21 protein-coding genes are annotated in these 23750 nt (G+C 73.0%); 8 read left to right on the top strand and 13 right to left on the bottom strand.

Annotated elements, in window-relative coordinates:
* Positions 1-12 precede the first annotated feature (12 nt).
* A complete protein-coding gene (gene aroD / locus BN3794_RS14795; protein WP_066098509.1) occupies positions 13-918 on the top strand; it encodes a type I 3-dehydroquinate dehydratase in 906 nt (301 codons plus the stop codon).
* 305 nt (positions 919-1223) lie between these two features.
* Here the strand turns inward: aroD and BN3794_RS14790 are convergent, their stop codons facing one another.
* The gene (locus BN3794_RS14790; RefSeq protein ID WP_236493270.1) at positions 1224-1817 is read right to left on the bottom strand and encodes a GNAT family N-acetyltransferase; all 594 of its coding nucleotides are present in this window, start codon (positions 1815-1817) and stop codon (positions 1224-1226) included.
* A gap of 353 nt (positions 1818-2170) precedes the next feature.
* Positions 2171-4150 carry a UvrD-helicase domain-containing protein gene (locus tag BN3794_RS14785; RefSeq protein ID WP_066098507.1) on the bottom strand — a complete coding sequence of 660 codons (1980 nt, stop codon included), beginning with the start codon at positions 4148-4150 and terminating at the stop codon, positions 2171-2173.
* Positions 4151-4252: 102 nt separating this feature from the next.
* Here BN3794_RS14785 and BN3794_RS14780 point away from each other — a divergent pair, with 102 nt between their 5' ends.
* Positions 4253-4873: a thymidine kinase gene (locus BN3794_RS14780; RefSeq protein ID WP_066098506.1), complete on the top strand. Its 621-nt coding sequence runs from the start codon at positions 4253-4255 to the stop codon at positions 4871-4873.
* Positions 4874-5194: 321 nt separating this feature from the next.
* On the opposite strand, the gene BN3794_RS14775 is transcribed toward BN3794_RS14780, so the two are convergent.
* The 3 genes from BN3794_RS14775 to BN3794_RS14765 all read right to left on the bottom strand — a co-directional run bounded on the left by BN3794_RS14775 (position 5195) and on the right by BN3794_RS14765 (position 8628).
* Positions 5195-6802: an OpgD/OpgG family glucan biosynthesis protein gene (locus tag BN3794_RS14775; protein ID WP_066098504.1), complete on the bottom strand. Its 1608-nt coding sequence runs from the start codon at positions 6800-6802 to the stop codon at positions 5195-5197.
* Between the two features lie 65 nt (positions 6803-6867).
* Entirely contained in the window at positions 6868-8058 is a 1191-nt protein-coding gene (locus BN3794_RS14770; RefSeq protein WP_066098503.1) for a serine/threonine-protein kinase, read from the bottom strand.
* 3 nt (positions 8059-8061) lie between these two features.
* Positions 8062-8628, bottom strand: a complete 567-nt coding sequence (locus tag BN3794_RS14765; protein ID WP_066098501.1) for an ECF-type sigma factor — start codon at positions 8626-8628, stop codon at positions 8062-8064.
* Between the two features lie 119 nt (positions 8629-8747).
* Between BN3794_RS14765 and BN3794_RS14760 the strand changes: the two genes are divergently transcribed.
* Entirely contained in the window at positions 8748-9116 is a 369-nt protein-coding gene (locus BN3794_RS14760; protein ID WP_066098499.1) for a DUF488 domain-containing protein, read from the top strand.
* A 4-nt stretch (positions 9117-9120) separates the two neighbouring features.
* Here BN3794_RS14760 and mutM read toward each other — a convergent pair whose 3' ends face one another.
* Together mutM and BN3794_RS14750 are read right to left on the bottom strand one after the other, a co-directional pair.
* Complete coding sequence (gene mutM / locus BN3794_RS14755; RefSeq protein WP_066098497.1) at positions 9121-9936, bottom strand: bifunctional DNA-formamidopyrimidine glycosylase/DNA-(apurinic or apyrimidinic site) lyase; 816 nt, start codon at positions 9934-9936, stop codon at positions 9121-9123.
* Positions 9937-10040: 104 nt separating this feature from the next.
* Entirely contained in the window at positions 10041-10664 is a 624-nt protein-coding gene (locus BN3794_RS14750) for a LysE family transporter (RefSeq protein WP_066098495.1), read from the bottom strand.
* 171 nt (positions 10665-10835) lie between these two features.
* Between BN3794_RS14750 and nfsB the strand changes: the two genes are divergently transcribed.
* From nfsB to BN3794_RS14730, 4 genes are all read left to right on the top strand, one after another.
* Positions 10836-11486, top strand: a complete 651-nt coding sequence (gene nfsB / locus BN3794_RS14745) for an oxygen-insensitive NAD(P)H nitroreductase (RefSeq protein ID WP_066098492.1) — start codon at positions 10836-10838, stop codon at positions 11484-11486.
* Positions 11487-11753: 267 nt separating this feature from the next.
* Complete coding sequence (locus BN3794_RS14740; protein ID WP_066098490.1) at positions 11754-12758, top strand: zinc-binding alcohol dehydrogenase family protein; 1005 nt, start codon at positions 11754-11756, stop codon at positions 12756-12758.
* Between the two features lie 716 nt (positions 12759-13474).
* Positions 13475-15073 carry a DNA recombination protein RmuC gene (locus BN3794_RS14735; RefSeq protein ID WP_066098959.1) on the top strand — a complete coding sequence of 533 codons (1599 nt, stop codon included), beginning with the start codon at positions 13475-13477 and terminating at the stop codon, positions 15071-15073.
* Positions 15074-15183: 110 nt separating this feature from the next.
* Positions 15184-15735 (top strand): glutathione peroxidase, encoded by a 552-nt coding sequence (locus BN3794_RS14730; protein WP_066098488.1) that lies wholly within the window; start codon positions 15184-15186, stop codon positions 15733-15735.
* A 120-nt stretch (positions 15736-15855) separates the two neighbouring features.
* On the opposite strand, the gene BN3794_RS14725 is transcribed toward BN3794_RS14730, so the two are convergent.
* The 6 genes from BN3794_RS14725 to BN3794_RS14700 form a co-directional block, all read right to left on the bottom strand.
* Positions 15856-16905: an MlaA family lipoprotein gene (locus BN3794_RS14725; protein WP_066098486.1), complete on the bottom strand. Its 1050-nt coding sequence runs from the start codon at positions 16903-16905 to the stop codon at positions 15856-15858.
* Positions 16902-17216, bottom strand: a complete 315-nt coding sequence (locus BN3794_RS14720) for an STAS domain-containing protein (RefSeq protein WP_066098483.1) — start codon at positions 17214-17216, stop codon at positions 16902-16904. The genes BN3794_RS14725 and BN3794_RS14720 overlap by 4 nt, the downstream gene beginning before the upstream one ends.
* Positions 17206-17892 carry an MlaC/ttg2D family ABC transporter substrate-binding protein gene (locus BN3794_RS14715; protein WP_066098481.1) on the bottom strand — a complete coding sequence of 229 codons (687 nt, stop codon included), beginning with the start codon at positions 17890-17892 and terminating at the stop codon, positions 17206-17208. The genes BN3794_RS14720 and BN3794_RS14715 overlap by 11 nt, the downstream gene beginning before the upstream one ends.
* The gene (gene mlaD, locus BN3794_RS14710) at positions 17889-18410 is read right to left on the bottom strand and encodes an outer membrane lipid asymmetry maintenance protein MlaD (RefSeq protein WP_066098479.1); all 522 of its coding nucleotides are present in this window, start codon (positions 18408-18410) and stop codon (positions 17889-17891) included. Before mlaD ends, BN3794_RS14715 begins: the two co-directional genes overlap by 4 nt.
* Positions 18411-18514: 104 nt before the next feature.
* The gene (locus tag BN3794_RS14705; RefSeq protein WP_066098956.1) at positions 18515-19264 is read right to left on the bottom strand and encodes an MlaE family lipid ABC transporter permease subunit; all 750 of its coding nucleotides are present in this window, start codon (positions 19262-19264) and stop codon (positions 18515-18517) included.
* Positions 19264-20061: an ABC transporter ATP-binding protein gene (locus BN3794_RS14700; RefSeq protein ID WP_066098477.1), complete on the bottom strand. Its 798-nt coding sequence runs from the start codon at positions 20059-20061 to the stop codon at positions 19264-19266. Before BN3794_RS14700 ends, BN3794_RS14705 begins: the two co-directional genes overlap by 1 nt.
* A 186-nt stretch (positions 20062-20247) precedes the next feature.
* Here BN3794_RS14700 and recC point away from each other — a divergent pair, with 186 nt between their 5' ends.
* Positions 20248-23676 carry an exodeoxyribonuclease V subunit gamma gene (recC, locus tag BN3794_RS14695; protein ID WP_187128070.1) on the top strand — a complete coding sequence of 1143 codons (3429 nt, stop codon included), beginning with the start codon at positions 20248-20250 and terminating at the stop codon, positions 23674-23676.
* The last annotated feature ends 74 nt before the right edge of the window (positions 23677-23750 follow it).

The following is a 23750-nucleotide window of genomic DNA, read 5'->3' as shown; positions in this document are numbered from 1 at the left end:
GAGACCGATCCCATGAACAATCGCATCCTGATGCTCGCCATCTCCGCCTTCCTCGCCGGCCCGCTGTTCGCCGCCGGCACCACCGATGCCCTGGCCGCGACGCCCACCAGCGCCGGCGCCGCCGCGGTGAACGTGCGCCACGCCCAGCCGTTCACCATCCGCAGCACCGTGATCGGCCAGGGCGCGCCCAAGACCATCGTCCCGACCACCGGCGCCAACCCGCAGCAGGTGCTGGAGCAGGCGCGCGTGATCGGCGCCAACCCCGACGCCGACCTGATCGAGTTCCGCATCGACTACCTGGACTTCGCCACCGACCCGGCCCAGGTCGCCGCGCTCGGCAAGCAGGTCGCCCAGGCCGCCCGGGGCAAGCCGATGATCCTCACCTTCCGCACCAAGGCCGAGGGCGGTGCCAAGGCCATCAGCGACGCCGACTACGGCACGCTGTACCTGGCGCTGATCAAGGCCGGCTTCACCGACCTGCTGGACGTGGAGATGTTCCGCGACCAGAAGGTGGTCGGGCAGGTGGTGGCCGCCGCGCACAAGGCCGGCACCCGCATCGTCATGTCCAGCCACGATTTCCAGAAGACCCCGCCGACCGAGGAGATCGTCGCGCGCCTGCGCAGGCAGGACGCCCTCGGCGCGGACGTGCTCAAGATCGCGGTGATGCCGCACGATCCGGCCGATGTGCTCAAGCTGCTCGATGCCACCGAGCAGGTGCGCGCCAGGTACTCGCTCAAGCCGCAGCTGACCATGTCGATGGGCGGGCTGGGGGCGATCTCGCGCCTGTCCGGCGAGGTGTTCGGCAGCGACATGACCTTCGGCATGATCGGCGTGCCGTCCGCGCCCGGCCAGGTCGACGTCAAGCAGCTGCGCCAGGTGCTGGAGGTGATCCACGCCTCGGTGGGCGGCGGCAAGTGACCCTCGCGCGCTGATCGTTCGCGAAGGACGGCGCCTGCGGGCGCCGTCCCTTTTTGTGGATGCGCCACCGTTGTCGGGGAACGCCCCATCGTCGCGACCGTCCGGGAAGAGGCGCGGCCGATCGTCTGTCCGTCGAGGTGGCGCGGCGCCCGGTGATCCCTCGTCCCCGCGCAGGCGGGGACCCGGCGCCCGCCGCAGCGCAATCGCCATCGCGGCCGCCCGGCCTCCGGGGCACCGGCCCCGGTCCGTGCACGCGCCGGCGTGTCCGGGATCGCACCCGCGAAGCGGGTGCCGAGGCTCGACCCTCAACCGCCCCGGCGCGCCGCGTCGGCCCGCGCCCAGCCGAACTCGATCGCGTACAGCGCATCCGGCTTGCCGTCGGGCATGACGTACTCACCGCTGTAGCGCAGGCCCAGCTTCTCCAGCAGCCGGATCGAACGCGCGTTGTCCGGCGAGGCGATGCCGAGCAGGCGCGGCAGCTCCAGCACCTCGCGCGCGTATGCCATGACGCCGCGCGCCGCTTCCTCGGCATAGCCATGGCCGTGATGGGCCGACAGCAGGGCGTAGCCGATGTCCGGGGCCGGCAGGTCCTCGCGCCGGATCAGCCCGGCGGTGCCGAGGAATGTGCCCTGCCGCTCCTCGATCGCGTAGTGGCCGAAGCCGCACAGCGCGTAGCGCATGCCGCGCCAGTGGCGCATGAAGGCCGTGGCCTGGGCCCGCGTGCGCACGCCGCGGTCGCCGATGCCGCGCAGGAAGCCCGGGTCGTTGAGCAAGGCCAGCATCGCGGCGGCGTCGCGCCCGGCATGCAGGTGGCGCAGGCGCAGGCGCGCGGTTTCGATGACGACCGTCATGGCGGGCAAGGGCAGTGGGACCGGCTGCAGCATGGTGCGATCGGGCATCTCCGGCAATCCAGCGCGGGATCGTCCCGGTGGCTGGGGCCGTGCTGCGGGCCGCATCGGGCGCGCGCGCCTTCATGCGCCGCATGCGCCGGTACCGGCTTCCTTCCCCGCGGCTGCGCGAGGCTTACTGCCTCTGCACTGCCTCTGCCGTCCGGTGGGGGGGGGAGGCAGCGAAGAGGCCTGCCGCAAGCAGGCGGCAGCAGCGGCCGGCGTGCCGGATTCCGAGGTGCCTGTACGGCGCACCGGCCGGCGCGGCCGGCACCCATCCGTCGTCGCATGGCGCCTGGCCCGGTGCAGAACCGGTACCGGCCGCCGGCGAGAGCCGGACGGGCGGGAAGGAGCGAACCGCTGGCCTACGGGTCGAACAAGGCCTGGATCGCCGCCAGCCCGGCCTTGGCGCGCTCCTGCTTGCGCTGGGCGTCGGCCACCGGGTCGGCGCCGTCGCGCTGCAGCTCGCCGGCCGGCAGTTCGTCGAAGAAGCGGCTGGGCTTGAGCCGGATCTGCTCGCCGAACTTGCGGGTGAGCTTGCTGTGGCTCATCCACAGCTGTTCCTTGGCGCGGGTGATGCCCACGTACAGCAGGCGCCGCTCCTCGGCCAGGTTGCCCTCGTCCAGGCTGACCTCGTGCGGCAGCACGCCGTCCTCGCAGCCGACGATGAACACGTAGCGGAACTCCAGGCCCTTGGAGGCGTGCAGGGTCATCATCCGCACCTGGTTGCCGCCGTCGTCCTTGTCGTTGCGCGAGAGCAGCGCCAGCTGCGCGGCCAGGTCGCCGGCGCTGGCGCCGCGCGGGCCGCCCTCGAACCATTCGGCCAGCTCTTCCACGTTGGCCTTGCGGCGCTGGAAGCTGGCCTCGTCCTTGCATTGCGCGCGCAGGTCGGCGAGCAGGCCGGATTTCTCGGCCAGGCGCCGCACCAGTTCGGCCGCCGGCAGCAGCGCGGCATGGTGGCGCAGGTCGGCCAGGACGTCGGCGAAGGCGCTCAGGCCGTTGGCCGCGCGCGGCGGCAACTGCTTGAGCGCGCCCATCGACTCGGCCATGCGCGCCATCGGCACGTGCCTGGCCGCGGCCAGCTCGGCCAGCCTGGCCAGCGAGGTGGCGCCGACCTCGCGCTTGGGCGACTGCACCGCGCGCAGGAACGCCGCGTCGTCGTCGGGATTGGCCACCAGGCGCAGCCAGGACAGCGTGTCCTTGACTTCCTGCCGCTCCAGGAACGCGGTGCCGCCGGTGAGGTGGTAGGGGACGCGCAGCAGCTGCAGCGCCTTCTCCAGCGGCCGCGACTGGAAGTTGCCGCGGAACAGGATGCAGAAATCGCTCCACGGCGCCTGCCGGGCGGTGGCGATGTAGGAGATCTCGGCGGCGACCTTCTCGGCCTCGTGGTCGCTGTCGCGGCACTCCCACACGCGGATGCGCTCGCCGTCGGCGGCATCGCTCCACAGCGTCTTCAGGTGCTCGTGCGGGTTGTGCGCGATCAGCGCGTTGGCCGCGCGCAGAACGCGGTTGGAGCAACGGTAGTTCTGCTCCAGCTTGATCACTTCCAGCTTCGGGTAGTCCCTGCCCATCTGCAGCAGGTTCTCCGGGTTGGCGCCGCGCCAGGCGTAGATGCTCTGGTCGTCGTCGCCCACGCAGGTGAAGTTGCCGCGCGGGCCGGCCAGCATCTTCAGCAGCCGGTACTGGGCGTCGTTGGTGTCCTGGCACTCGTCCACCAGCAGGTAGCCGATGCGCTCGCGCCAGGCCTTCACGATCTCCTCGTTGTTCTCGAGGATCTGCACCGGCAGCCGGATCAGGTCGTCGAAGTCCACCGCGTTGAACGTGGCCAGGCGCAGCTGGTAGCGCTCGTAGACGCCTGCGGCTTCCTTCTCGCGGTTGCTGCGCGCGGCCGCCATCGCCTGCTCCGGCGACAGGCCGGCGTTCTTGGCGCGCGAGACCAGCTGCTTCATGTCCTCGACCACGTCGGGCTTGGCGCCGTGCATCAGGTCCTTGATCTGCGCGGCCGCGTCGTCGGCATCGAAAATGGAGAAATTGCGCTTCAGCCCGGCCGCGGCGTGCTCGACCTGCAGGAACTTCAGCCCCAGCGCATGGAAGGTGCAGATGGTCAGCCCGTCGGCGGCATCGCCCTTGATGCGCTTGGCCACGCGCTCGCGCATCTCCTTGGCCGACTTGTTGGTGAAGGTGATCGCGGCGATGCGCCTGGCCGGGTAGCGGCCGGAGGCGATCAGGTGGGCGATCTTCTCGACGATGACGCGGGTCTTGCCGCTGCCGGCGCCGGCGAGCACCAACAGGGGACCTTCGCAGTGCAGGACCGCGGCGCGCTGGGGGGGATTGAGACCGTGCATGGACGGGGCATTGTAGCGAGCCGGCGCGGCCGGCCGGAGATTGACAAACGCGGCCTTGCCCCGCAGCGACGCGCCGGCGCCGGCCGCCCTTAGAATCGGCGCATGGCCAAGCTCTACTTCTACTACTCGGCGATGAACGCCGGGAAGACCACCACCCTGCTGCAGTCGGCGCACAACTACCGCGAGCGCGGCATGCGCACCCTGATCCTGACCCCGCGCCTGGACCACCGCGCAGGCTCGGGCGTGGTCGCCTCGCGCATCGGCCTGCGCGCGGAAGGCACCGCCTTCGACCGCGACACCGACCTGGAGCGGCTGGTGCAGGACGACATCCGCGACCACGGCCGGCTCCACTGCGTGCTGGTGGACGAGGCGCAGTTCCTCACCCGCGCTCAGGTGTGGCAGTTGAGCGAGGTGGTGGACCAGCTGCGCGTGCCGGTGCTGTGCTACGGCCTGCGCACCGACTTCCGCGGCGAGCTGTTCGAGGGCAGCCAGTACCTGCTGGCCTGGGCCGACGACATCGCCGAGATCAAGACCATCTGCCACAGCGGCGCCAAGGCGACGATGACCGTGCGCGTGGACGGGCACGGCCGCGCGGTGCAGGACGGTCCGCAGGTGGAGATCGGCGGCAACGAGCGCTATGTCTCGGTCAGCCGTGCCGAGTTCAAGAAGATCACGCGCGGCGAGGGCCGGGTCGAGCCGCTGCAGGAAGAGCTGCCGCTCTGATCCGCGGGGCCGGGGCGCGATCGCCCGCGGCGCCTGCGTTTGCCGCTGGCCGTGGCCTGCCGGCTCGTGGCGACCTGCGGGACGTGCCGTCCGGGCGCTCGTGCATCACGGCGGCCGGTCATGCACTCCGGAAGGGAGACGACGGACCCTCGCCGCACCGGCGGGCGCGCGCCCGGCGCGGTGTGCGGTCCGCCCGGTGGCCTCCGGGCCGCCCGGGCGTCCCGGGCGGCTCCGTGCCCGCCGGACGCCTTCGCGGTCGGCGTTCCCGCCGGCCTGCCGCTGCGGTCGCCCGCGGCCGCGAACGCCGTGCCGCCGCAGCGGTCAGTACAGCGGGCGCTGGTCCCCCGGCGGCGGGGTCCACTGGTACAGCCAGGTCTCGGTCAGCGGCGTGCCGTCGGCGTCGCGCAGGTACAGGCGGATGTCGATCTGCTGCATGGAGGCGTCCGGCGGCACCACGTCGAACATGGCGCGGTAGCCGCCGATCGCGTGCAGCGGCCGGGCGGAGACGATCTCGGTGCGGCCGCGCGAGACCGACAGTGCCGCCTCCACCGTCAGGTCGTTGGCATCGGCGCGGCGCGCCAGCCCGGCGCCGGCGAAATCGACCGCGAAGCGCCACGAGAAGTACTTGCGGTGCTGGCCCGCCACCCCGCCCAGGCCGGTGCGGGTGGCCACGCAGTGCGCCAGCGGCGAGGACGCCGGCGGCCGCGCGCCCCAGTACAGGCGATAGCCGTACAGCAGTTCCTCGCCGGCCTGCGGCTTGGCCGCCGGGTTCCAGAACGCGACGATGTTGTCGAAGGTCTCGTCCACGGTCGGGATCTCGACCAGCTGCACCGAGCCGGCGCCCCAGCCGGCCTTGGGCTCCACCCACAGGCACGGGCGCCTGTCGTAGAACACGCCGTCGTCCTGGTAGTGGTCGAAGTCGCGGTCGCGCTGCAGCAGGCCGAAGCCGCGCGGGTTGTCGTCCACGAACATGTTGAAGCGCAGCTGCGGCGGGTTGTTGAGCGGGCGCCAGATCCATTCGCCGGCGCCGGTCCACAGCGACAGGCCGTCGCTGTCGTGGATCTCCGGGCGCCAGTCCCAGCCCATGCGGCGGTCGTTCTCGCCGGCCTGGTACATGCTGGTGCACGGGGCGATGCCGAGGCGCTCGATGGTGGTGCGCGGGTACAGCGCCGCGTCCACGTCCATCGCCAGCACCTCGCCGTTGGTGATGGCGAAGCGGTAGGCGCCGGCGACGCTGGGCGAGTCGAGCAGGCCGTACACCACCACCGTGTCCGAGTCCGGCGCCGGCTGCTCCAGGTAGTAGGCGATGAAGTCCGGGAATTCCTCCGGCCCGCCGCTGCCGGTGTCGATGGCCAGCCCGCGTGCCGACAGGCCGTACTGGCCCTCCTTGCCGACCGCGCGGAAATAGCTGGCGCCGAGGAAGGCGGCGAAATCGCGGTCGGTGTTGGCGCGCGTGTTCAGGCGGAAGCCGGCGAAGCCCAGGTCCCGGGGCAGGTGGACATGGTCCAGCCCGCTGCTGCCGTAGTCGAACGCGGCCGGGTCGTAGGCCAGTTCCTGGGCCTGGCCGTCGACCACGTCGTACATCTGCACCGGGGTATGGAAGTACAGGCCCAGGTGGAAGAACTTGGCCTGGAACCGGCCGGGCACGTCGGCCCACAGCGCGTGGTCCTGGCGGTAGCGGATCGACTGGTACTGGTCCCAGTCCAGCGCCTCCACCGGCGCGGGCAGCGTGCGCCGGTGCGGCCGGTAGGGCCGCCCGGCCAGTTCGCGGGCCTGGCCCTTCAGCCAGGCATAGTCGAACGGGTGCGGCTGGCCGAGGCGGCGCAGGCCGACCGCGCGCGCGGCGGCGAGCGCGTGCAGGGGCAGGGCGGGCAATCCCAGGCTGGCGAGGGCGGCGGCGGCGTGCTGCAGGAAATGGCGTCGGTGCATGGACGGGGTGCGTGCTGGCCAGCGCGCATCATAGACAGGTGCCCGCGGCGTGTCCGCGGCCCGGGCTACAGCAGCGTGGCGCTGGCCAGGGCCGCGGCGCCGGCCGCCGCGCCGCCCGCGACGGCCCGGTACCGCCGTTCCAGCCCGTGCCAGCGCGCGGCCCCGGCCGGCGGCGGCATGCGCAGCTGCAGGCGGCGCAGCTGCAGCGCCAGGTCCGCGGCGAAGGCCTGCACCGAGACATGGCGCTGCGCCGGCTCCTTGTGCAGCGCGGTGAACAGCAGGCGGTCCAGGACGCGCAGCTCCCGCGCGCGCCGCTGCGCCGTGGCCGCATCGAGCAGGCCCTGGCGGGCGGCATCGAGCACGGCCTGGGACACGCGCGGCGGCACCACGCGCAAGATGGCGTGCTCCCAGTCCGCATCGCCGCGGCGGCGCAGGTAGTAGGGCTTGCGCCCGGCCAGCAGTTCGTAGAGCACCACGCCCAGCGAATAGACGTCGCTGCGCGCGGTGGCCGCCTCGCCGCGCACCTGCTCGGGCGCGGCGTAGTGCAGGGTGAAGGTGCGGTCGCCCTTCGCCACCGGCGCGGACGCCGGCACGTCCAGGCGGTGGGCGATGCCGAAGTCGAGCAGGTGCGGTGTGCCGTCCCCGTCCACCAGCACGTTGCCCGGCTTGAGGTCGCGGTGGACGATGTTGCAGGCATGGGCATGCGCCACCGCGTCGCAGACCTGCAGGAACAGGCGCAGGCGCGCGACCACCGGCAGGTCCAGGCGCCGGCAGTAGGCGGTCAGCGGTTCGCCGGCGATGTATTCCAGCACCAGGTAGGGCCGCCCGTCCGGGGCGCGGCCGTCGTCGAGCAGGCGTGCGATGCACGGGTGCTGCAGCTGCGCCAGGATCTCGCGCTCGTGCGGATCGCCCATGCCGCAGCCGGGATGGAACAACTTGAGCGCGACATGTGCGGTCGCCCCGGCGCCCTCGGCCTCGCGTTCGGCCAGCCAGACCTCGCCCATGCCGCCCTCGCCGAGCGGGCGCAGCAGGCGGTACGGGCCCAGCGTGTCGGGCACGGTGACCGCGGTGGACACCAGCGGCGCGGCGAGAAAGCCGGCCTCGGCCTCCTCGCGCCGGAGCATGCGCTCCAGGTCGGCGGCCAGCGCGGCGTCGCCGGCGCCGATCTGCGCCAGGCGGCTGCGGCGTGCCGGCGCGTCCAGGTCGAGCAGGGTGTCCAGCAGCGTGGACAGGCGGTGCCAGCGGGCGCTGTCCATGGCTCAGTCGCCCCCGTCCAGCGATGCGAGCAGGAACATGCGCGCCTTCTGCCAGTCGCGGCGGATGCTGCGCTCGGAGCGCTGCATCAGCTCGGCGATCTCGGTCTCCGACAGGCCGGCGAAGTAGCGCATCTCCACCAGTTGCGACAGCCGCGCGTCCACCGCGTGGAGGCGGTCCAGGGCCACGTCCAGGGCCAGCACGTTCTCGTCCATGGTGACCGTGCCGTGGCTGTCCTCGGGCAGGTCCACGCGCTTGAGGTCGCCGCCGCGCTTGCGCGCCAGGCGGGTGCGCGCGTAGTCCACCACCACGCTGCGCATGGCCGAGGCGGCATAGGCGAAGAAGTGGGCGCGGTCCTCGAAGCGCGCGGCGTTGCCGCCGCCGAGCAGCTTCAGGTAGGACTCGTGCACCAGCGAGGTGGCGTCCAGGGTCTGGCCCTGGCGGCCGGCGAGCTGGCGCCTGGCCATGGTGTGCAGTTCCCGGTAAAGCGCGGACAACACGCGATCCAGCGCGGCCCTGTCGCCACCGCGGGCCGAATCGAGCCACACCGTGATATCGGGTACATCGGCCATGGCGGTTTCCTTGTGCCATCGGTCGGGAGCCCGACTATAGCGCCAATCCCGGCCGGAACACGGCCGTCACGGCACCGATTGCAGGCTGGTCCCCATTCATCCCGTACCAGGAGCTGGCCATGAACAAGCGCCCGGACATCCGCATCAAGCGCGCCTACGAACCGGCTGCCGCCGACGACGGCCACCGCGTGCTGGTGGACCGGCTGTGGCCGCGCGGCATCTCGCACGAACGCCTGGCCGGGGAATGGCTCAAGGACGTGGCGCCGAGCACCGCCCTGCGCGAGTGGTTCGGCCACCGCCCGGAGCGCTGGGCCGGCTTCGTCGCCCGCTACCGCGCCGAGCTGGAGGCCAATCCGGCACCGCTCGAACGCCTGCGCGGCCTGGCCGCCGACGGGCCGCTGACCCTGGTCTACGGTGCCCGCGACGAGCGCCACAACGAGGCGGTGGTGCTGCGCGACTGGCTGCTCGGCCGCCCGGCCCCGGCCTGAGCGCTCAGCGCTGGCAGTGGCCGCACCACACCGTGGTGCGCTGGCCGAGGCTGGCCTGCTTGAGCGGGCGGCCGCAGCGCGGGCACGGTTCGCCGCCGCGGCCGTAGGCCGCCAGTTCCTGTTCGAAGTAGCCGGGCGCGCCGTCCGGGCTGATGAAGTCGCGCAGCGTGGTGCCGCCGCGGGTGATGGCGTAGGCGAGGATGTCCCTGACCGCCGCGGCCAGCGCCGCGTAGCGCTCGCGCGAGACCTTGCCGGCCGCGCGCAGCGGGCTGATGCCGGCGCGGAACAGGCTTTCGGCGGCGTAGATGTTGCCCACGCCGACGACGGTGCGCTGGTCCATCAGGAACGCCTTCACCGGCGCGCTGCGGCCGCGGCTGCGGGCGAACAGGTAGTCGCCGTCGAAATCGTCGGACAGCGGCTCCGGGCCGAGCCCGCGCAGCAGCGCGTGCACGGTGCCGGCCGGTTGCCACAGCAGGCAGCCGAAGCGGCGCGGGTCGTTGAAGCGCAGCACCCGGGTGTTGTCCAGGCTGATGTCCACGTGGTCGTGGGCGCGCACCGGCGTGTCGCCGGGCAGCACCCGCAGGCTGCCGGACATGCCCAGGTGCAGCAGCGCGCTGTCGCCTTCCTCGGTGTCCAGCAGCAGGTACTTGGCGCGGCGGCGCACGCCGGCGATGCGGCGGCCGGGCAGCTCGCGCTCGATCTCCGCCGGGATCGGCCAGCGCAGGTCGGGCCGGCGCAGGATCACCCCGTGCACCGTGCGGCCGAGCAGGTGCGGCTCCAGGCCGCGGCGGGTGGTTTCGACTTCGGGCAGTTCGGGCATCGCGCCAGTCTAGGCCGTCCAGCGCCCGCCTGGCGCGGAACACCGCGGCCGCGATCGTCGGCGGCATCCTCGGCCGGCAGGGCACCCGCCGGCCGCGCACGGCCTCAGTTCGGCAGGCCCAGCCTGACCCCGAAGCCCACCAGGCCGGTGCCGGCGGCGCGGCGCAGCCACAGGCCGGCGCGCGGGTGCTGCGCCAGCCGCCGCGCCAACGCGTGGCCGAGGCCGATCAGCAGCGAGCACCACGCCAGGCTGAGCAGCGCGATCAGCAGCGCCATCGTCGCGAACGTGACCGCGCCGCGCGCATGCGCCGGGTCGATGAACAAGGGGAAGAAGGCCATGTAGAACACGATGCCCTTGGGGTTCAGCAGGCTGACCAGCAAGCCCTGCCGGAACAGGTGCCCGGCCTGCATCGGCACCGTGCCCGGGCCGCCGCCGCGCCGCGTGCGCAGCAGGTTCGCGCCGATCCAGACCAGGTAGGCCGCGCCGAGATACTGCACGGCATGGAACAGCACTGGGTGTGCCCGCAGCAGCGCGGCCACGCCGGCCACCGCCAGCCAGATCAGGGCCTGGTCGCCCAGCAGCAGGCCGCCGAGGCAGCGGAAGCCGCCGCGCGGGCCGGCCATCCCGGTGGCGCTGAGCAAGGCGAAGGTGCCCGGCCCGGGCAAGGCCAGGAACACCAGCACGGCGGCCACGAAGGCCCAGGGTTCGTGGATGCCCATCCAGTTCATCGCGGTACGGTTCCGGCGGCGGGGGGCACAGCCTAGCAGCGCGGCGCCGGCCCGGCGGCCCGCGCCGACCGGGGTTGCGCGAATGGAAAGGCAGCATTCCGGTGGCGGGTGCAGCCGGCGGCCGGGGCGATGCGATCATGGCGGCCGCCTTCCCTCCTGACTGGATGCCCCATGGATCTGATCGAAGTCCTCAAGCACCGTTACGCCGCCAAGGCCTACGACGCCGGCCGCACCCTGCCGCCCGCCATCGTCGAGTCGTTGCTGGCCGCGCTGCGCTACAGCCCTTCCTCGGTGGACTCGCAGCCCTGGCACTTCATCGTCGCCGACGATACCGCCGGCAAGGCGCGCGTGGCCAAGGCCACTACCGGCCACTATGCCTACAACGCGCCGAAGGTGCTCGACGCCTCGCACGTGGTGGTGCTGTGCGCGCGCAACGACCTCACGCCCGACTACCTGCAGGCCCTGCTCGACAACGACCAGGCCGCAGGCCGCTTCGCCAGCGACGAGGCCCGTGAGGGCCAGCGCAAGAGCCGCGCCGGTTACGTCGATGCGCACCACGCCGCCGGCGACATCGCCCACTGGGCGCAGAAGCAGGTCTACCTCGCGCAGGGCTTCCTGCTGCTGGCGGCCGGCGTGCTGGGCGTGGATGCCACGCCGATGGAAGGCTTCGACGCGGCAACGCTGGATGCCGAGTTCGGCCTGGAGGCCAAGGGCCTCTCCTCGCAGGCGATCGTCGCCCTCGGCTACCACGCCGATAACGACTTCAACGCGAAACTGCCCAAGTCGCGGCTGCCGGCCGAAGCGGTGTTCTCCCGGGCCTGAGCGCGCCGGACGGGCGCCGTGCCTCGGCGCCCCGACGGACCGCGGGGATGCGATGCGCCCGTCCGCGGCAGGCGACCGCGCGGACGAGTGCGCATCCCGGTGCCACGCCCGTGCAGGAATGGGTGCGGCGCCCTGGGCCCGACGCCGCGGCCGCGCCGCCGCGCCGGCCCGGATTGCCCGCCGCGCAACGGGCGCATGTCTGCGCCGCTTTGCACGCCGCGGCGCCCGGGGCGAGGATGGCGGCAACCCCGTTGGCCAGGAGGCCCCATGAAAGCCATCGCCTGCACCCGGGCCGGATTGCTGCACGGCGCCCCGGCCGCGCTGGTCGAGATCGATCTTCCCCTTCCCGAGCCCGGCCCCCGCGACCTGCGCGTGCGCGTGCAGGCGGTATCGGTGAACCCGGTGGACACCAAGCTGCGTGCCTCGCTGACCGAGGGCACGCGCGTCCTGGGGTTCGACGCGGCCGGCATCGTCGATGCGGTCGGCCGCGAGGTAAGCCTGTTCAAGCCCGGCGACGCGGTCTGGTACGCCGGCGCCATCGATCGCCCGGGCAGCAATGCCGAGTACCAGCTGGTGGACGAGCGCATCGCCGGCCGGCGCCCGACGTCGCTGGACGCGACCCAGGCGGCAGCCATGCCGCTGACCGCGATCACCGCCTGGGAACTGCTGTTCGACCGCCTGCGCATCCCGGAAGGCGGCGGCGAGGGCCAGCACCTGCTGGTGGTCGGCGCCGGCGGCGGCGTCGGGTCGATCCTGGTGCAGCTGGCGCGCCGGCTGACCGGGCTGGTCGTCATCGGCACCGCTTCGCGGCCGGAGACCGCGCAGTGGGTGCGCGAAATCGGTGCCCACCACGTGATCGACCATGCCCGGCCGCTGGCCGAGGGCCTGCGCGCGCTGGGCATCGCCCAGGTCGAGCACGTCGCCAGCCTGACCCACACCGATGCCCACTACGCCGACCTGATCCAGGCGCTGGCACCCCAGGGGCAGCTGGCGCTGATCGACGACCCGGCGCAGCTCGACGCGATGCCGCTCAAGCGCAAGTGCCTGTCGCTGCACTGGGAATTCATGTTCGCCCGGTCGCTGTTCCACACCCCGGACATGGCCGCCCAGCATGCGTTGCTCGAGCGCGTGGCGGCGCTGGTCGATGCCGGCGTGCTGCGTACCACGCAGGGCGAGCACGGCGGCCGCCTGGGCGTGGACAGCCTGCGCCGCGCCTACGCCCAGCTGGAGGCTGGCCATACGCGCGGCAAGATCGTGCTGGAAGGACTCTGACGCACGCGCATCGCCCGCCGGCCGCGTCTCGGTGCAGGCCGTTGCGCACGTATCGCAGGAAGGCCGGGCGCCCGCCCAGGGGCGCGTAGTAGTCGGTCGGATACGGCGGGCAACACCGCCCGTTCGATCGGCGTGGAAAACCGGCGGTGCACCGGCAGGCCGAGCACGATGTCGGCCAAGGTGAAGGCCCGGCCGAGCGCATGCGGCCCGCCGGCGATGCGGATCTGCGGTCGAGGATCCCCATGGCGCGGTTCCACGCCTGCACGCTGGCGGCGCGGCCGCATCGGCATGGGTGGGGACGAGCCGCACCGTGGCCATGAAGGCGTAGCGCCAGGCGTTGAGCTCGGTGGCCTGCCAGTCCATCCACGGCTCGATGCGGGCCCGGTCCGCCGGTCCGGCCAGGAGCAGGTCGGCGCGGCCCGCGCGCGCGGCGAGATAGCGGCGGATCGTGTTGGACTCCCCCGGCACCCGTCGTCGCGGATCACCGTCACCTGCCCGTCCGGGTCCAGCGCCAGCAGCCCGGCGCGGTCCAGCGGCGCGCCGCCGCCGCCGTGATGGACGAACGCCAGGCCCGGCTCGTCGCCGAGCCGGAGCACCTTGCGCACGTTGATCGAACCGGCGCGGCCGGACAGTTCCAGCATGGCGGTGCTCGCGAAGGCGGGTGGCCAGTGCAGGGCGGTCGCAGCCGGCGCGACCGCCGCGATTACACTGGCCGCATGCAAACCGAATTCGTCATCGTCGGCGGCCTGCTGGTCGCCGTTCTCGTCCTGCAGGTACTGGCCCTGCTGCGCCGCCAGGACAGCGGCAGGCTGGAGCAGGCCCTGCGCGAGGAAGCGCGCCAGGGCCGGGCGGAACTGCGCGAGCTGGTCGAGGCGCAGGCGCGCCAGCAGGGCGAGCGCCTGGACAGCTTCGCCCGCAACCTGATCGACCTGTCCACCCGCACCGACGCGCGCCTGGACCAGCTGCGCGACGCGCTCGGCGAGGATGCGCGCAAGGCGCGCGAGGAAAGCGCGGCCGCGCAACAGCGCAACGGCGAGCTGCTGGCCGCGCGCCTGGCCGAGGTGCGCGCCCAGCTGGAAGCTTTCGGCCGCCAGCAGGACGCGCGCATCGGCGCCTTCGGCCAGCAGCTGGCCGAGCTGGTCGCGCGCAGCGACACACACATGGCGGCGCTGCGCGAGGGCCTGGCCGAGGACGCGCGCAAGGCGCGCCAGGAATCCGTGGAATCCCAGCAGCGTTTCGCCGACGCGCTGGGCCTGCGCCTGAACGAGCTGACCGGCCGCAACGAGCAGCGCATCGGCGAGATGCGCGCCACCCTGGAAGAGCAGCTCAAGGCCCTGCAGGCCGGCAACGAGCACAAGCTCGAGCAGATGCGCGCCACCGTGGACGAGAAGCTGCAGAGCACGCTCGCCACGCGCCTGGATTCGTCCTTCAAGCTGGTGTCCGAGCGGCTGGAGCAGGTGCAGCGCGGGCTCGGCGAGATGCAGCAGCTGGCCACCGGCGTGGGCGACCTCAAGCGCGTGCTGACCAACGTCAAGAACCGCGGCAGCTGGGGCGAGGTGCAGCTGGAGAACATCCTCGAGCAGACCCTCACCGCCGAGCAGTACGCGCGCGGGGTGAAGCTGCATCCGGACGGCGGCGAGATGGTGGACTTCGCCGTGCGCCTGCCCGGGCGCCAGGCGCACGACGCGCCGGTATGGCTGCCGATCGATTCCAAGTTCCCGCGCGAGGACTACGAGCGCCTGCTCGACGCGCAGGAGGCCGGCGATGCCGACGCCGTGCGCACCGCCGGCAACCAGCTGGAGAAGGCGCTGCGTATCCAGGCCCGCTCGATCGGCGAGAAGTACATCGTGCCGCCGCACACCACCGACTTCGCGGTGATGTTCCTGCCCACCGAGGGCCTGTACGCCGAGGCCGTGCGCCGCGCCGGGCTGACCGACGCGCTGCAGCGCGAGCACCGCGTGGTGATCGCCGGGCCGACCACCGTCACCGCGCTGCTCAACAGCCTGCAGATGGGCTTCCGCACGCTGGCCATCGAGCAGCGTTCCAGCGAGGTGTGGGGCCTGCTGGGCGCGGTGAAGAGCGAGTTCGGCAAGTTCGCCGGCATCCTCGAGAAGGCCGAGAAGCAGATCAACACGGTCGGCAAGAGCCTGGGCGATGCCAGCCGCAAGACCCGCACCATCGAGCGCAAGCTGCGCGGGGTGGAGTCGCTGTCCACCGACGCCTCGCGCGCGCTGCTGGGCATGGGCGGGGACGACGCCGAGCCGGAGGCCGACGCGGACGACGAGGCCCGGGACCCGGCGCACGGGGACGGCTGAGGTCCGGCGTCCTTCGCGCCCGTGAACGCCGGTGCCCGCGGTGATCCCGTTTGTCGCGGCTGGCCTCTATGCTGGCGGCCCGTCATGTCCCGTCCCAGGAGAAATCCCCCGTGAGCACCCCGATCCAGGCCATCGCGCTGAAAACCATCGATGGCGCGCCCGCCACCCTCGGCGACTACGCCGGCAAGGTGCTGCTGGTCGTCAACGTCGCCTCCAAGTGCGGCCTGACCCCGCAGTACGAGGGCCTCGAGAAGCTGTACAAGGCAAAGCATGCCGCCGGCCTGGAAGTGCTCGGCTTTCCCGCCAACGATTTCAAGCAGCAGGAGCCGGGCAGCGACACGGAGATCAAGCAGTTCTGCAGCCTGAACTACGACGTCACCTTCCCGCTGTTCTCCAAGATCACCGTGGTCGGGCCGGACATCCACCCGCTGTACGCGGCGCTGATCGCCGCGCAACCGCAGGCCAGCGGCGAGGGCCCGTGGCGCGCGCGGCTGGAAGGCTTCGGCATCGCCCCCAACCCGGTGCCGGGCATCCTGTGGAACTTCGAGAAGTTCCTGGTCGGCCGCGATGGCAGCGTGGTCGCGCGCTTCTCGCCGGACACTCCGGCCGACGATCCGGCGCTGCTGGCGGCGATCGACGCGGCGCTGGCCCAGGCGGCGTGACGGCACGGCCGGCCGCGGGCGCATCGCGCGCCCGCCTGACCGGCCGCCGCCCGCGCGGCGGTCGCAACGAAGAAGGCCCGGGATCGCTCCCGGGCCTTCTTCGTGGTGCGGCACGTGGGCTCAGCGGCCCCAGGTGGCCGGCACCGGGATCGCGTTGGTCGGCACCGTGCCGTCCTGCTTGAGGTAGTCGGGCAGGGCGTCGTTCTGGTCGTCGCGGCCCTCGCGGGTGCGCTGCAGGTCGTGCTGGATCTGGTAGTTGCGCCGCTGCATCCAGCCGTCGCGCACCAGCGCGTACTCGTCCGGCGCGTTGGCGCGCAGGTCGTCCAGCGGCATCAGCTTGACCCGCGTGTCCACCAGCTGCAGGCCCTGCAGGCCGTAGCGCACGTTGTCTTCGTCGATCTGGCGCATCGGCGAGAGCGGGTAGTCGCCGGCCATGCCGAAGGTGTCGCGCAGGGTGCGCGGGCCGAAGAACGGCAGCTCGAAGTAGCGCGAGTTGCGCCAGCCCCACACGCCCAGGGTCTGGCCGAAGTCCTCGTCGGAGCGGGCCAGGCCCTCGTGGGTGGCCGGGTCGTACAGGCCGCCGATGCCGATGGTGGAGTTCATCAGGAACCGGCCCAGGGTCACCCAGGCATCGCCCGGGCGCCCCTGCAGCAGCTGGTTGACCAGGGTCACCGGCGAACCGATGTTGTCGAAGAAGTTGGTCACGCGCCGCCGCACCGGGCCGGGCACGACCTTGGTGTAGGCGGTGGCCAGCGGATGGGCGACGTAGCGGTCCACGCCCAGGTTGAAGCGGTGCATGCCGCGGTTGTACTTCTCCCACGGGTCGTAGGCCACGCCGTTGCCGTTGCCGCCGGCGGCGGCGGGCGCGCCGTACAGCGCCGAGTAGTCGTCCACGGCCTGGTCGGCCTGGGCCGCCTCGCCGGCGGTTGCATCGCCGCCGTCCCCGCGCGCGGGCACGGCGGCGGTGGCCGTGTCGGTGGCGTCGGGCGTGCCGGCCGCTGCGGCATCGGTGGCCGTGGCGGCGGCGGGCTCCGCCGCCGGGGCGGGCGACACCGTGGCGGACGCGGGAGCGGCATCGGCCGGCGGCGGCGTGCGTGCCGGCTGCGCGGCACACGCGCCCAGCAGCGCGGCCAGCAGCACCGGCGTGGCATGGCGGGCGAATGCGGTCATGGCGATTCCTTTACCGACGCGGCCTGGAAATCCAGGCCCGGTCCCATGCGGTAGGCGGCGCGCAGCTCGGCCAGTTCCGCCGGCGCGTGCTCGACGGCGACCGCGTGCCCGGCGCGTGCGCACAGCTCGGCCAGCAGCGCCAGGCCGGCGCTGTCCACGCGCGGCACGGCGGCCAGGTCGATGCGGGCGATGCCCGCCGCCTGGGCCTGCGCCTGCGGCCACAGCGCGGTGGCCGCGGCGCGGTCGAGCACGCCGTTCAGCACCAGCGTGTCGCCGTCGCGGCGTACGCCGGCAGCCGGCTCACTTGCCATTGCCGGCCTTGCCCTTGTTGCCGGTGCCCGGGCCGTCGGCGACCTGCAGGTTGCCGTTGCGCAGGTCGTTGGCGACCTGGGCGATGGACTTCTGCCGCAGCGGGGTATCGAACTGGTTGCGGAAGGTCTGCACGTAGGACACGCCCTCGATCATCACGTCGAACACCTTCCACTGCCCGCCGTTGTTGCGCAGCAGGTAGTCCACCGGCGTGGGGTCGTTGCCCGGGCGGATCAGGTCGGTGGAGACCTTCACGCCGAGGTTGTTGGGCAGGGTGGCCTGCGACTTGAAGCGGAACGTGGGCTTGCCCTCGAAGCCCAGCAGCGCCGAGCCGTAGCGCTGGGTCAGGTTGCCCACCAGCGCGTCGGCGAAGTTCTGGATGTCGGCCTCGGAGGCGCCGCGGGCGTGGATGCCCAGCACCAGGCGCGCGGCGTAGTCGCGGTCGAAGAAGTTGGCCATCTGCGCGTTGATGTACTGGCGCAGGGCCGCCGGGTTGGCCTTGAACTCGGCACGGCGCTGCTCGAGCGTGCTCAGGATGCGCGTGCTGTTGTCCATCACCATCTGCGCCGCCGGGCTCTGCGCGCCGGCGGTGGCCGGCTGGGCCAGCGAGGTGGCGGGCACGGCCGCGCCCAGCGCGAGTGCCAGGGCGGAGGAAAGCAGGAAGCTGTTCTTGTTCATTGCTGGGGTTCCGTGTTCGGCGCGGGGGCGCCGGAAGGATCGTTGCCGGGGGATTTGTCGCCGCCGCCGCTGAACATGTACTTGCCGACCAGCTGGATCAGGTCCACGGCCGGCTGGGTGAAGGCGATCTCGCCGCCGGGCTTGAGGTTGTCCGGCGCACCGCCGGGCTGCAGGCCGATGTAGCTGTCGCCGAGCAGGCCGGAGGTGTAGATGCCGGCGGAGGTGTCGGTGGGCAGGTCGTTGTAGCGCTCGCTGATGGACAGGGTCACCACCGAGTCGAACTTGACCGGGTCCAGGTCGATCTTCTCGACCTGGCCCACCGACACGCCGCCGATGCGCACCGGGGCGCGCTCGCGCAGCTGGCCGATCTGGGTGAAGCGCGCGGTCAGCTGGTAGTGGCTGCCGGAATTGCCGAGCTTGCGGTTGGTGGAGGCCAGTGCCAGCACCAGCAGCGAGGCCAGGCCCAGCAGCAGGAAGGCACCGACGGAGAACTCGAGTCGCGGTCCACGGATGGCCATGGGTTATTTCACTCCTGGTATAGCGGTTGCCCCAATGCCGATCGGAGCGGGCTTTTCGTTGGCATCCCGCCCCCGGATGGGCGGGCTCTTGCGAGGCACGCGCATCATTGGAACAGCAGGGCGGAAATCACGAAGTTGAACATCAGCACCAGCAACGAGGCGTTGACCACCGCGCGGGTGGTCGCCACCGAGGTGCCCTCGATGGTGGGCTCGGCGTTGAAGCCCACGTAGGCGGCGACCAGCGCGGCGGTACCGCCGAACACCACCGCCTTGAGCAGGGACACGCCGAAGTCGTCCCACAGGTCCACGTTCGCCGACAGGTGCGACCAGAACGCGCCGTTGTCGATGCCCAGCACCTGCACCGCCTCGAACCAGCCGGCGCAGATCGCCAGGGCGCAGAAGATGCCGGTCAGCAGCGGCACGGTCAGCACCGCGGCCCAGAAGCGCGGCGCCACCGCGCGCGCCACCGGGTCGATGGCCATCAGTTCCAGCGCCTTGATCTGGTCGGTGGCGCGCATCAGCCCCAGCTCGGCGGCGATCGAGCTGCCGGCGCGGCCGATGAACAGCAGCGCGGTCAGCACCGGCGCCAGCTCGCGGTACAGCGACAGGCCCAGCAGCGTGGGCAGCGCGTCCACCGCGCCGTAGGTGGTCAGGGTGCGGTAGCCCTGCAGGGTCAGCACCAGGCCGACGAAGGCGCCGCCGACCACGATGATCGGCAGCGAGCGCGCGCCGATCTTGTAGATCTCGCGCAGCAGCTCGCCCAGCAGGGTGGCGTTGGGGGCGGAGCCGCGCAGCACGGTCAGGAAGAACAGCCCGGCCCGGCCCAGCGAACGGATGGAATCGGCAAAGGCCATCACGCCTCCTCCTGGCCGTAGTTGCGCACCGGCGCGTCGAACGGGATCGGCCCTTCCGGGTCGCCGCGCAGGAACTGGCGCACCAGCGGGTCGGTGCTGCTCTCCAGCGCGGCCGGCGTCCCGGCGAAGACGATGCCGCCGTTGGCGATCACCACCGCCTGGTCGCAGATCGGCAGGGTCTCGCGGACGTGGTGGCTGACGATGATGCTGGTCAGGCCGAGGGTGTCGTTGAGGCGCTTGATCAGGCTCATGATCACGCCCGAGGCGATCGGGTCCAGGCCGGTCAGCGGTTCGTCGTAGAGCATCAGCGGCGGATCCAGCGCCAGGGCGCGGGCAAGGGCGACGCGCCGCGCCATGCCGCCGGACAGCTCGCGCGGCCAGGCGTCGGCGGCGGCCAGCAGGCCCACCGCGTGCAGCTTCATGCGCACCAGCCGCTGCAGCACCGGCTCGGGCAGGCGGGTATGGGCGCGCAGCGGCAGGGCCACGTTCTCGGCCGCGCTCAGGTCGGTCAGCAGGCCGTTGCCCTGCAGCAGCACGCCCAGGCTCTTGCGCATCTCCAGCAGCGCGCGCGAACCGGTCGGCACCGGCGCGCCGAAGACGCGGATCTGCCCGGCGGCCGCCTCCAGCTCGCCGGTCAGCGCGGCCAGCAGGGTGGACTTGCCGCTGCCCGACGGCCCCAGCACCGTGGTGATGCTGCCGCGCGGCACGGTCAGGTTGAGGCCGCCCAGGATCGTGCGGCCCCCGCGGTCGATGCGGGCGCCGGACAACTCCACCAGCGGGGTCTCGGATGCGGACATCGCGGCCTTTAACGGAAAATCAACGGGGTAGGATCGGTGGCGGCCACTGAATAAAGATGAACTGCCGCGTGCAGTATTTTGCACCGCCGGGCCGCCGCCGTCACCGCGGGCCGGGCCCATCGCTGCGACGGACCGTTCCGGCGGTCTCGCCGGCTGCGACGCCGCTGCGGCAAGATGGGCGCTCGCATGGTCGATTTCCGCCTCTATCCCTCCAACGCCCTGGACATGCTGGCCGCGCTGCTGGCCGAGGAACTGCGGCGGCCGGCGCCCGGCCAGCCGCTGCTGGCGCCGGACGTGGTGCTGATCCCGCAGGTGGCGATGCGGCGCTGGCTGCAGGCCACGCTGGCGGCCGAGTACGGCGTCGCCGCCAACCTGGAATTCCTCACCCCCGGCGAGTTCGTCGCGCGCGCGCTGGAGGCCAACCTCGGCCCGGCGGCGGACGACCTGGACATGGCGGCGATGCAGTGGCGCCTGTATGGCGCGCTGGCCGACCCGAACGTGCGCGCCGCGCCGGCGCTGGCGGCGATCGACGCCTACCTGGGCGATGGCGACGCGCTCAAGCCGTGGGCGCTGGCCGGCGAGCTGTCCGCCGTGTTCGAGAAGTACCAGGCCTGGCGCCGCGACTGGCTGCTGCGCTGGGAGGCTGGCGCCGACCCGGCCGACCCGCAGGCGCAGCTGTGGCGCGCGATCGCCACCGGCCGCCGCTACCGCGCGCGCCGCATCGACGAGTACCTGGGCCGTTTCGGCCGCGCCGACGCGGCGCTGCCGCAGGGGCTGCCGACGCGGCTGTTCGCCTTCGCCACGCTCAACATTTCCCCCGACGTGCTGCGCGTGCTGGCCACCCAGGCGCGGGTGGGCACGCTGCACTTTTACCTGCCCACGCCGACCCAGGGCTACTGGGGCGACCTGCAGAGCCTGTGGCAGCGCCGCCGCGAGGGCCCCGGCACCGAGCTGTTCGCCGACAGCGTGCAGGAAAACCCGCTGCTGCAGGCCTGGGGTGCGGCCGGGCGCGATTTCATGGCCCTGCTCGGCAGCGAGGAGGTGGCGCCGCCGCGTGCCGAGATCGAGGCCTACGCCGACCCGCTGCAGTCCGGCCGTCGCCCGCTGGCCGAGGGCGGCCTGGGCGACAGCCTGCTGCGGCGCATGCAATCCGACCTGCTGCATCGCCGCGACGCGCCGCCGCCCGCACCGACCGCGGCCGATCCGCGCCAGCGCCTGCCGGCGCTGCGGCTGCACGATCCCAGCCTGCAGGTGCACGCCTGCCACACCCGCCTGCGCGAGCTGCAGGTGCTGCACGACCAGCTGCGCGCGCTGCTGGAGGACGAGCGCTTCGACCCGCCGCTGCAGCCGCGCGAGATCGCCGTGCTGGCGCCGGACATCGACCCCTACGTGCCGTACCTGGACGCAGTGTTCGGCGGCCACGGCGACGACGATCGCCTGCCCTACGCGCTGGCCGACGCCAGCCCGCTGGCCAGCGAGCCGCTGGCCGAGGTGTTCCTGACCCTGCTCGGGCTGCCGGTCTCGCGCTTCGGCCTGCACGAGATCCTCGACCTGCTGGCCAGCGCCCCGGTCGCCGAGGCCGCCGGCCTGGACGAGGACGGGCTGGAGCGCCTGCGCGGCTGGCTGCACGCCGCCGGCGCGCGCTGGGGCCTGGACGCGGCGCACCGGCAACGCCACCAGGCGCCGGCCGACGACGCCTACACCTGGCGCTTCGCGCTGGACCGGCTGCTGCTCGGCCACGCCAGCGGCGCCGAGGACGACATCGCCGGCGTCGCGCCGTGGCCGCTGCTGGAAGGCAGCGCGCTGGCGGCGCTGGACACCCTGGTCCGGCTGCTGCGCGTGCTCGAACGCCAGCAGCAGCTGTTGGCCGAGGCGGCACCGCCGGCGGCCTGGCGCGAGCGCCTGCTCGGCCTGCTCGACGCGCTGGTCCCGGCCACCCCGTCGTCTCCGCGCGCGCAGCGCGCGCTGGAGCGCCTGCGCAGCCTGATCGACCAGTACGCCCGCGACGCCGAGCGTGCCGGGTTCGCCGGCGCGGTGCCGGCCGAGGTAGTGCGCGCGCACTTCGCCGCGGTGCTGGGCGAGGCCGACACCCGCGCGCCGCTGCTCACCGGCGGCATCAGCTTCGGCCGCATGGTGCCGATGCGACTGCTGCCGTTCCGCGCGATCTGCCTGCTCGGCATGAACGACGGCGACTTCCCGCGCCGCGACCCGGCCGCCGGGCTCAACCGCCTCACCGCCGAACTCGGCAGCGCGCGCCGCCGCCACGGCGACCGTTCCACCCGCGACGACGACCGCTTCCTGTTCCTGCAGCTGTTCGCCTCGGCGCAGGAGGTGTTCTACCTCAGCTACCTCGGCGCCGACGCCCGCGACGGCAGCGCGCGCGAGCCGTCGCTGCTGGTCAGCGAGCTGCTGGCCAGCGCCGCGCGGTACCACGCCGATCCCGAGGCGGCGGGCAAGCTCGTGGTGCGCCATCCGCTGCAGCCGTTCGCCGCGGCCGCGTTCGGCGGGGCGGGCGAGGACAACGGCGAGGGCGGGCCCGACCCGCGCCGCTTCAGCTACCGCCGGCAGTGGCGGCCGGCGGTGGACAGCCTCGCCGGGCAGCGCCAGCCGCTGGCGCCGTGGGTGGCCGGCGAGCTGCCCGCCGACGCGGCGGCGCCGCCGGCGAGCGTGTCGATCGATGACCTGCGCCGGCTGTTCGCCGACCCGGCCGGGGAGTTCCTGCGCCACCGCCTGGGCATGCGCCTGCCCGCCCCGGCCGGCGAGGACAGCGACCTGGAGCCGCTGCTGGCACCGGGCCGCGGCCTGGAAGGCTACGAACTGCAGCAGCAGGTGTTCGAGGCCGCGCTGGCCGGCCAGGCCGACGGCCTGTACGAGCGTCTGCGCGCGCGCGCGCTGCTGCCGTCCGGGCCGCTGGGCCGGCGCCAGCTCGACGAGGGCCTGCGCAAGATCGCGCCCTACGCCGCGGCCTTCGCGCAATGGCGCGGCGAGGCGCCGGCGCGGTCGCAGCGGCTGCAGGTGCGGATCGACGGCATCGACCTGCACGGCCGGCTGCCCGGCTGGTACGCGCCCGGGCTGGGACGGGTGCAGGTCGGTGCCCTGGGCGGGCGCGCGGCGATCCGCCACGGCCTGGAATGGCTGCTGCTGCGCGCCGCCGGCGAGCGCGCGCCGTACGTGCGCTTCTTCGAGCACGAGGACGGCATCGGCCCGCATCCGATGGACCCCGAGCCACTGTCGCAGGCGCAGGCGCAGGCCGCGCTGGCCGAACTGCTGCGGCTGTACCGCCACGGCCTGCAGACGCCGCTGGCGTTCGCCCTCTACAGCAGCTGGAAGTACCACCAGGCCGCGCTCGCCGACGACCTCGACAAGGCGGTCAAGGACGCCGCCGCGCAATGGCAGGCCGGCTTCGGCTGGAGCGAATCGGCGGAACCGGAGCTGCACCTGGTCCACCGCGGCGCCGACCCGTTCGCCGATGCGCAGCGCTTCGCCGCCTTCGCCACCACCAGCCACCGGCTGTATTCGCTGCTCGAACGCGGCGAGCCCGGCGACACGCCCGACCCGGCGCGGCTGGCCGAGAGCTGGCGCCACTGGCACGGCGCGCAGGAGGACGCGGAATGACGATCGCGACACGCGGGGCCGTCGCTGCCGGCGCGGCGATCCTTTCTGATCGGTGCCCTTCGCATTGCCTGCGG

Origin of the sequence: Xanthomonas massiliensis (genome assembly GCF_900018785.1) — a bacterium.
In the GTDB taxonomy this organism is placed as follows: domain Bacteria; phylum Pseudomonadota; class Gammaproteobacteria; order Xanthomonadales; family Xanthomonadaceae; genus Xanthomonas_B; species Xanthomonas_B massiliensis.
The sequence above is the reverse complement of the archived record's forward strand: the minus strand, read 5'-3'. Positions and strand labels throughout refer to the sequence as shown.

Coding starts and splice junctions, on each gene's coding strand:
- nfsB (WP_066098492.1), top strand. CDS start 10,836: ATGGATCTGATCGAAGTCCTCAAGCACCGTTACGCCGCCAAGGCCTAC.
- BN3794_RS14760 (WP_066098499.1), top strand. CDS start 8,748: ATGAACAAGCGCCCGGACATCCGCATCAAGCGCGCCTACGAACCGGCT.
- BN3794_RS14790 (WP_236493270.1), bottom strand. CDS start 1,817: ATGCCCGATCGCACCATGCTGCAGCCGGTCCCACTGCCCTTGCCCGCC.
- BN3794_RS14780 (WP_066098506.1), top strand. CDS start 4,253: ATGGCCAAGCTCTACTTCTACTACTCGGCGATGAACGCCGGGAAGACC.
- BN3794_RS14750 (WP_066098495.1), bottom strand. CDS start 10,664: ATGAACTGGATGGGCATCCACGAACCCTGGGCCTTCGTGGCCGCCGTG.
- BN3794_RS14740 (WP_066098490.1), top strand. CDS start 11,754: ATGAAAGCCATCGCCTGCACCCGGGCCGGATTGCTGCACGGCGCCCCG.
- BN3794_RS14715 (WP_066098481.1), bottom strand. CDS start 17,892: ATGAACAAGAACAGCTTCCTGCTTTCCTCCGCCCTGGCACTCGCGCTG.
- aroD (WP_066098509.1), top strand. CDS start 13: ATGAACAATCGCATCCTGATGCTCGCCATCTCCGCCTTCCTCGCCGGC.
- mutM (WP_066098497.1), bottom strand. CDS start 9,936: ATGCCCGAACTGCCCGAAGTCGAAACCACCCGCCGCGGCCTGGAGCCG.
- BN3794_RS14770 (WP_066098503.1), bottom strand. CDS start 8,058: ATGGACAGCGCCCGCTGGCACCGCCTGTCCACGCTGCTGGACACCCTG.
- BN3794_RS14725 (WP_066098486.1), bottom strand. CDS start 16,905: ATGACCGCATTCGCCCGCCATGCCACGCCGGTGCTGCTGGCCGCGCTG.
- mlaD (WP_066098479.1), bottom strand. CDS start 18,410: ATGGCCATCCGTGGACCGCGACTCGAGTTCTCCGTCGGTGCCTTCCTG.
- BN3794_RS14775 (WP_066098504.1), bottom strand. CDS start 6,802: ATGCACCGACGCCATTTCCTGCAGCACGCCGCCGCCGCCCTCGCCAGC.
- recC (WP_187128070.1), top strand. CDS start 20,248: ATGGTCGATTTCCGCCTCTATCCCTCCAACGCCCTGGACATGCTGGCC.
- BN3794_RS14700 (WP_066098477.1), bottom strand. CDS start 20,061: ATGTCCGCATCCGAGACCCCGCTGGTGGAGTTGTCCGGCGCCCGCATC.
- BN3794_RS14765 (WP_066098501.1), bottom strand. CDS start 8,628: ATGGCCGATGTACCCGATATCACGGTGTGGCTCGATTCGGCCCGCGGT.
- BN3794_RS14705 (WP_066098956.1), bottom strand. CDS start 19,264: ATGGCCTTTGCCGATTCCATCCGTTCGCTGGGCCGGGCCGGGCTGTTC.
- BN3794_RS14785 (WP_066098507.1), bottom strand. CDS start 4,150: ATGCACGGTCTCAATCCCCCCCAGCGCGCCGCGGTCCTGCACTGCGAA.
- BN3794_RS14720 (WP_066098483.1), bottom strand. CDS start 17,216: ATGGCAAGTGAGCCGGCTGCCGGCGTACGCCGCGACGGCGACACGCTG.
- BN3794_RS14735 (WP_066098959.1), top strand. CDS start 13,475: ATGCAAACCGAATTCGTCATCGTCGGCGGCCTGCTGGTCGCCGTTCTC.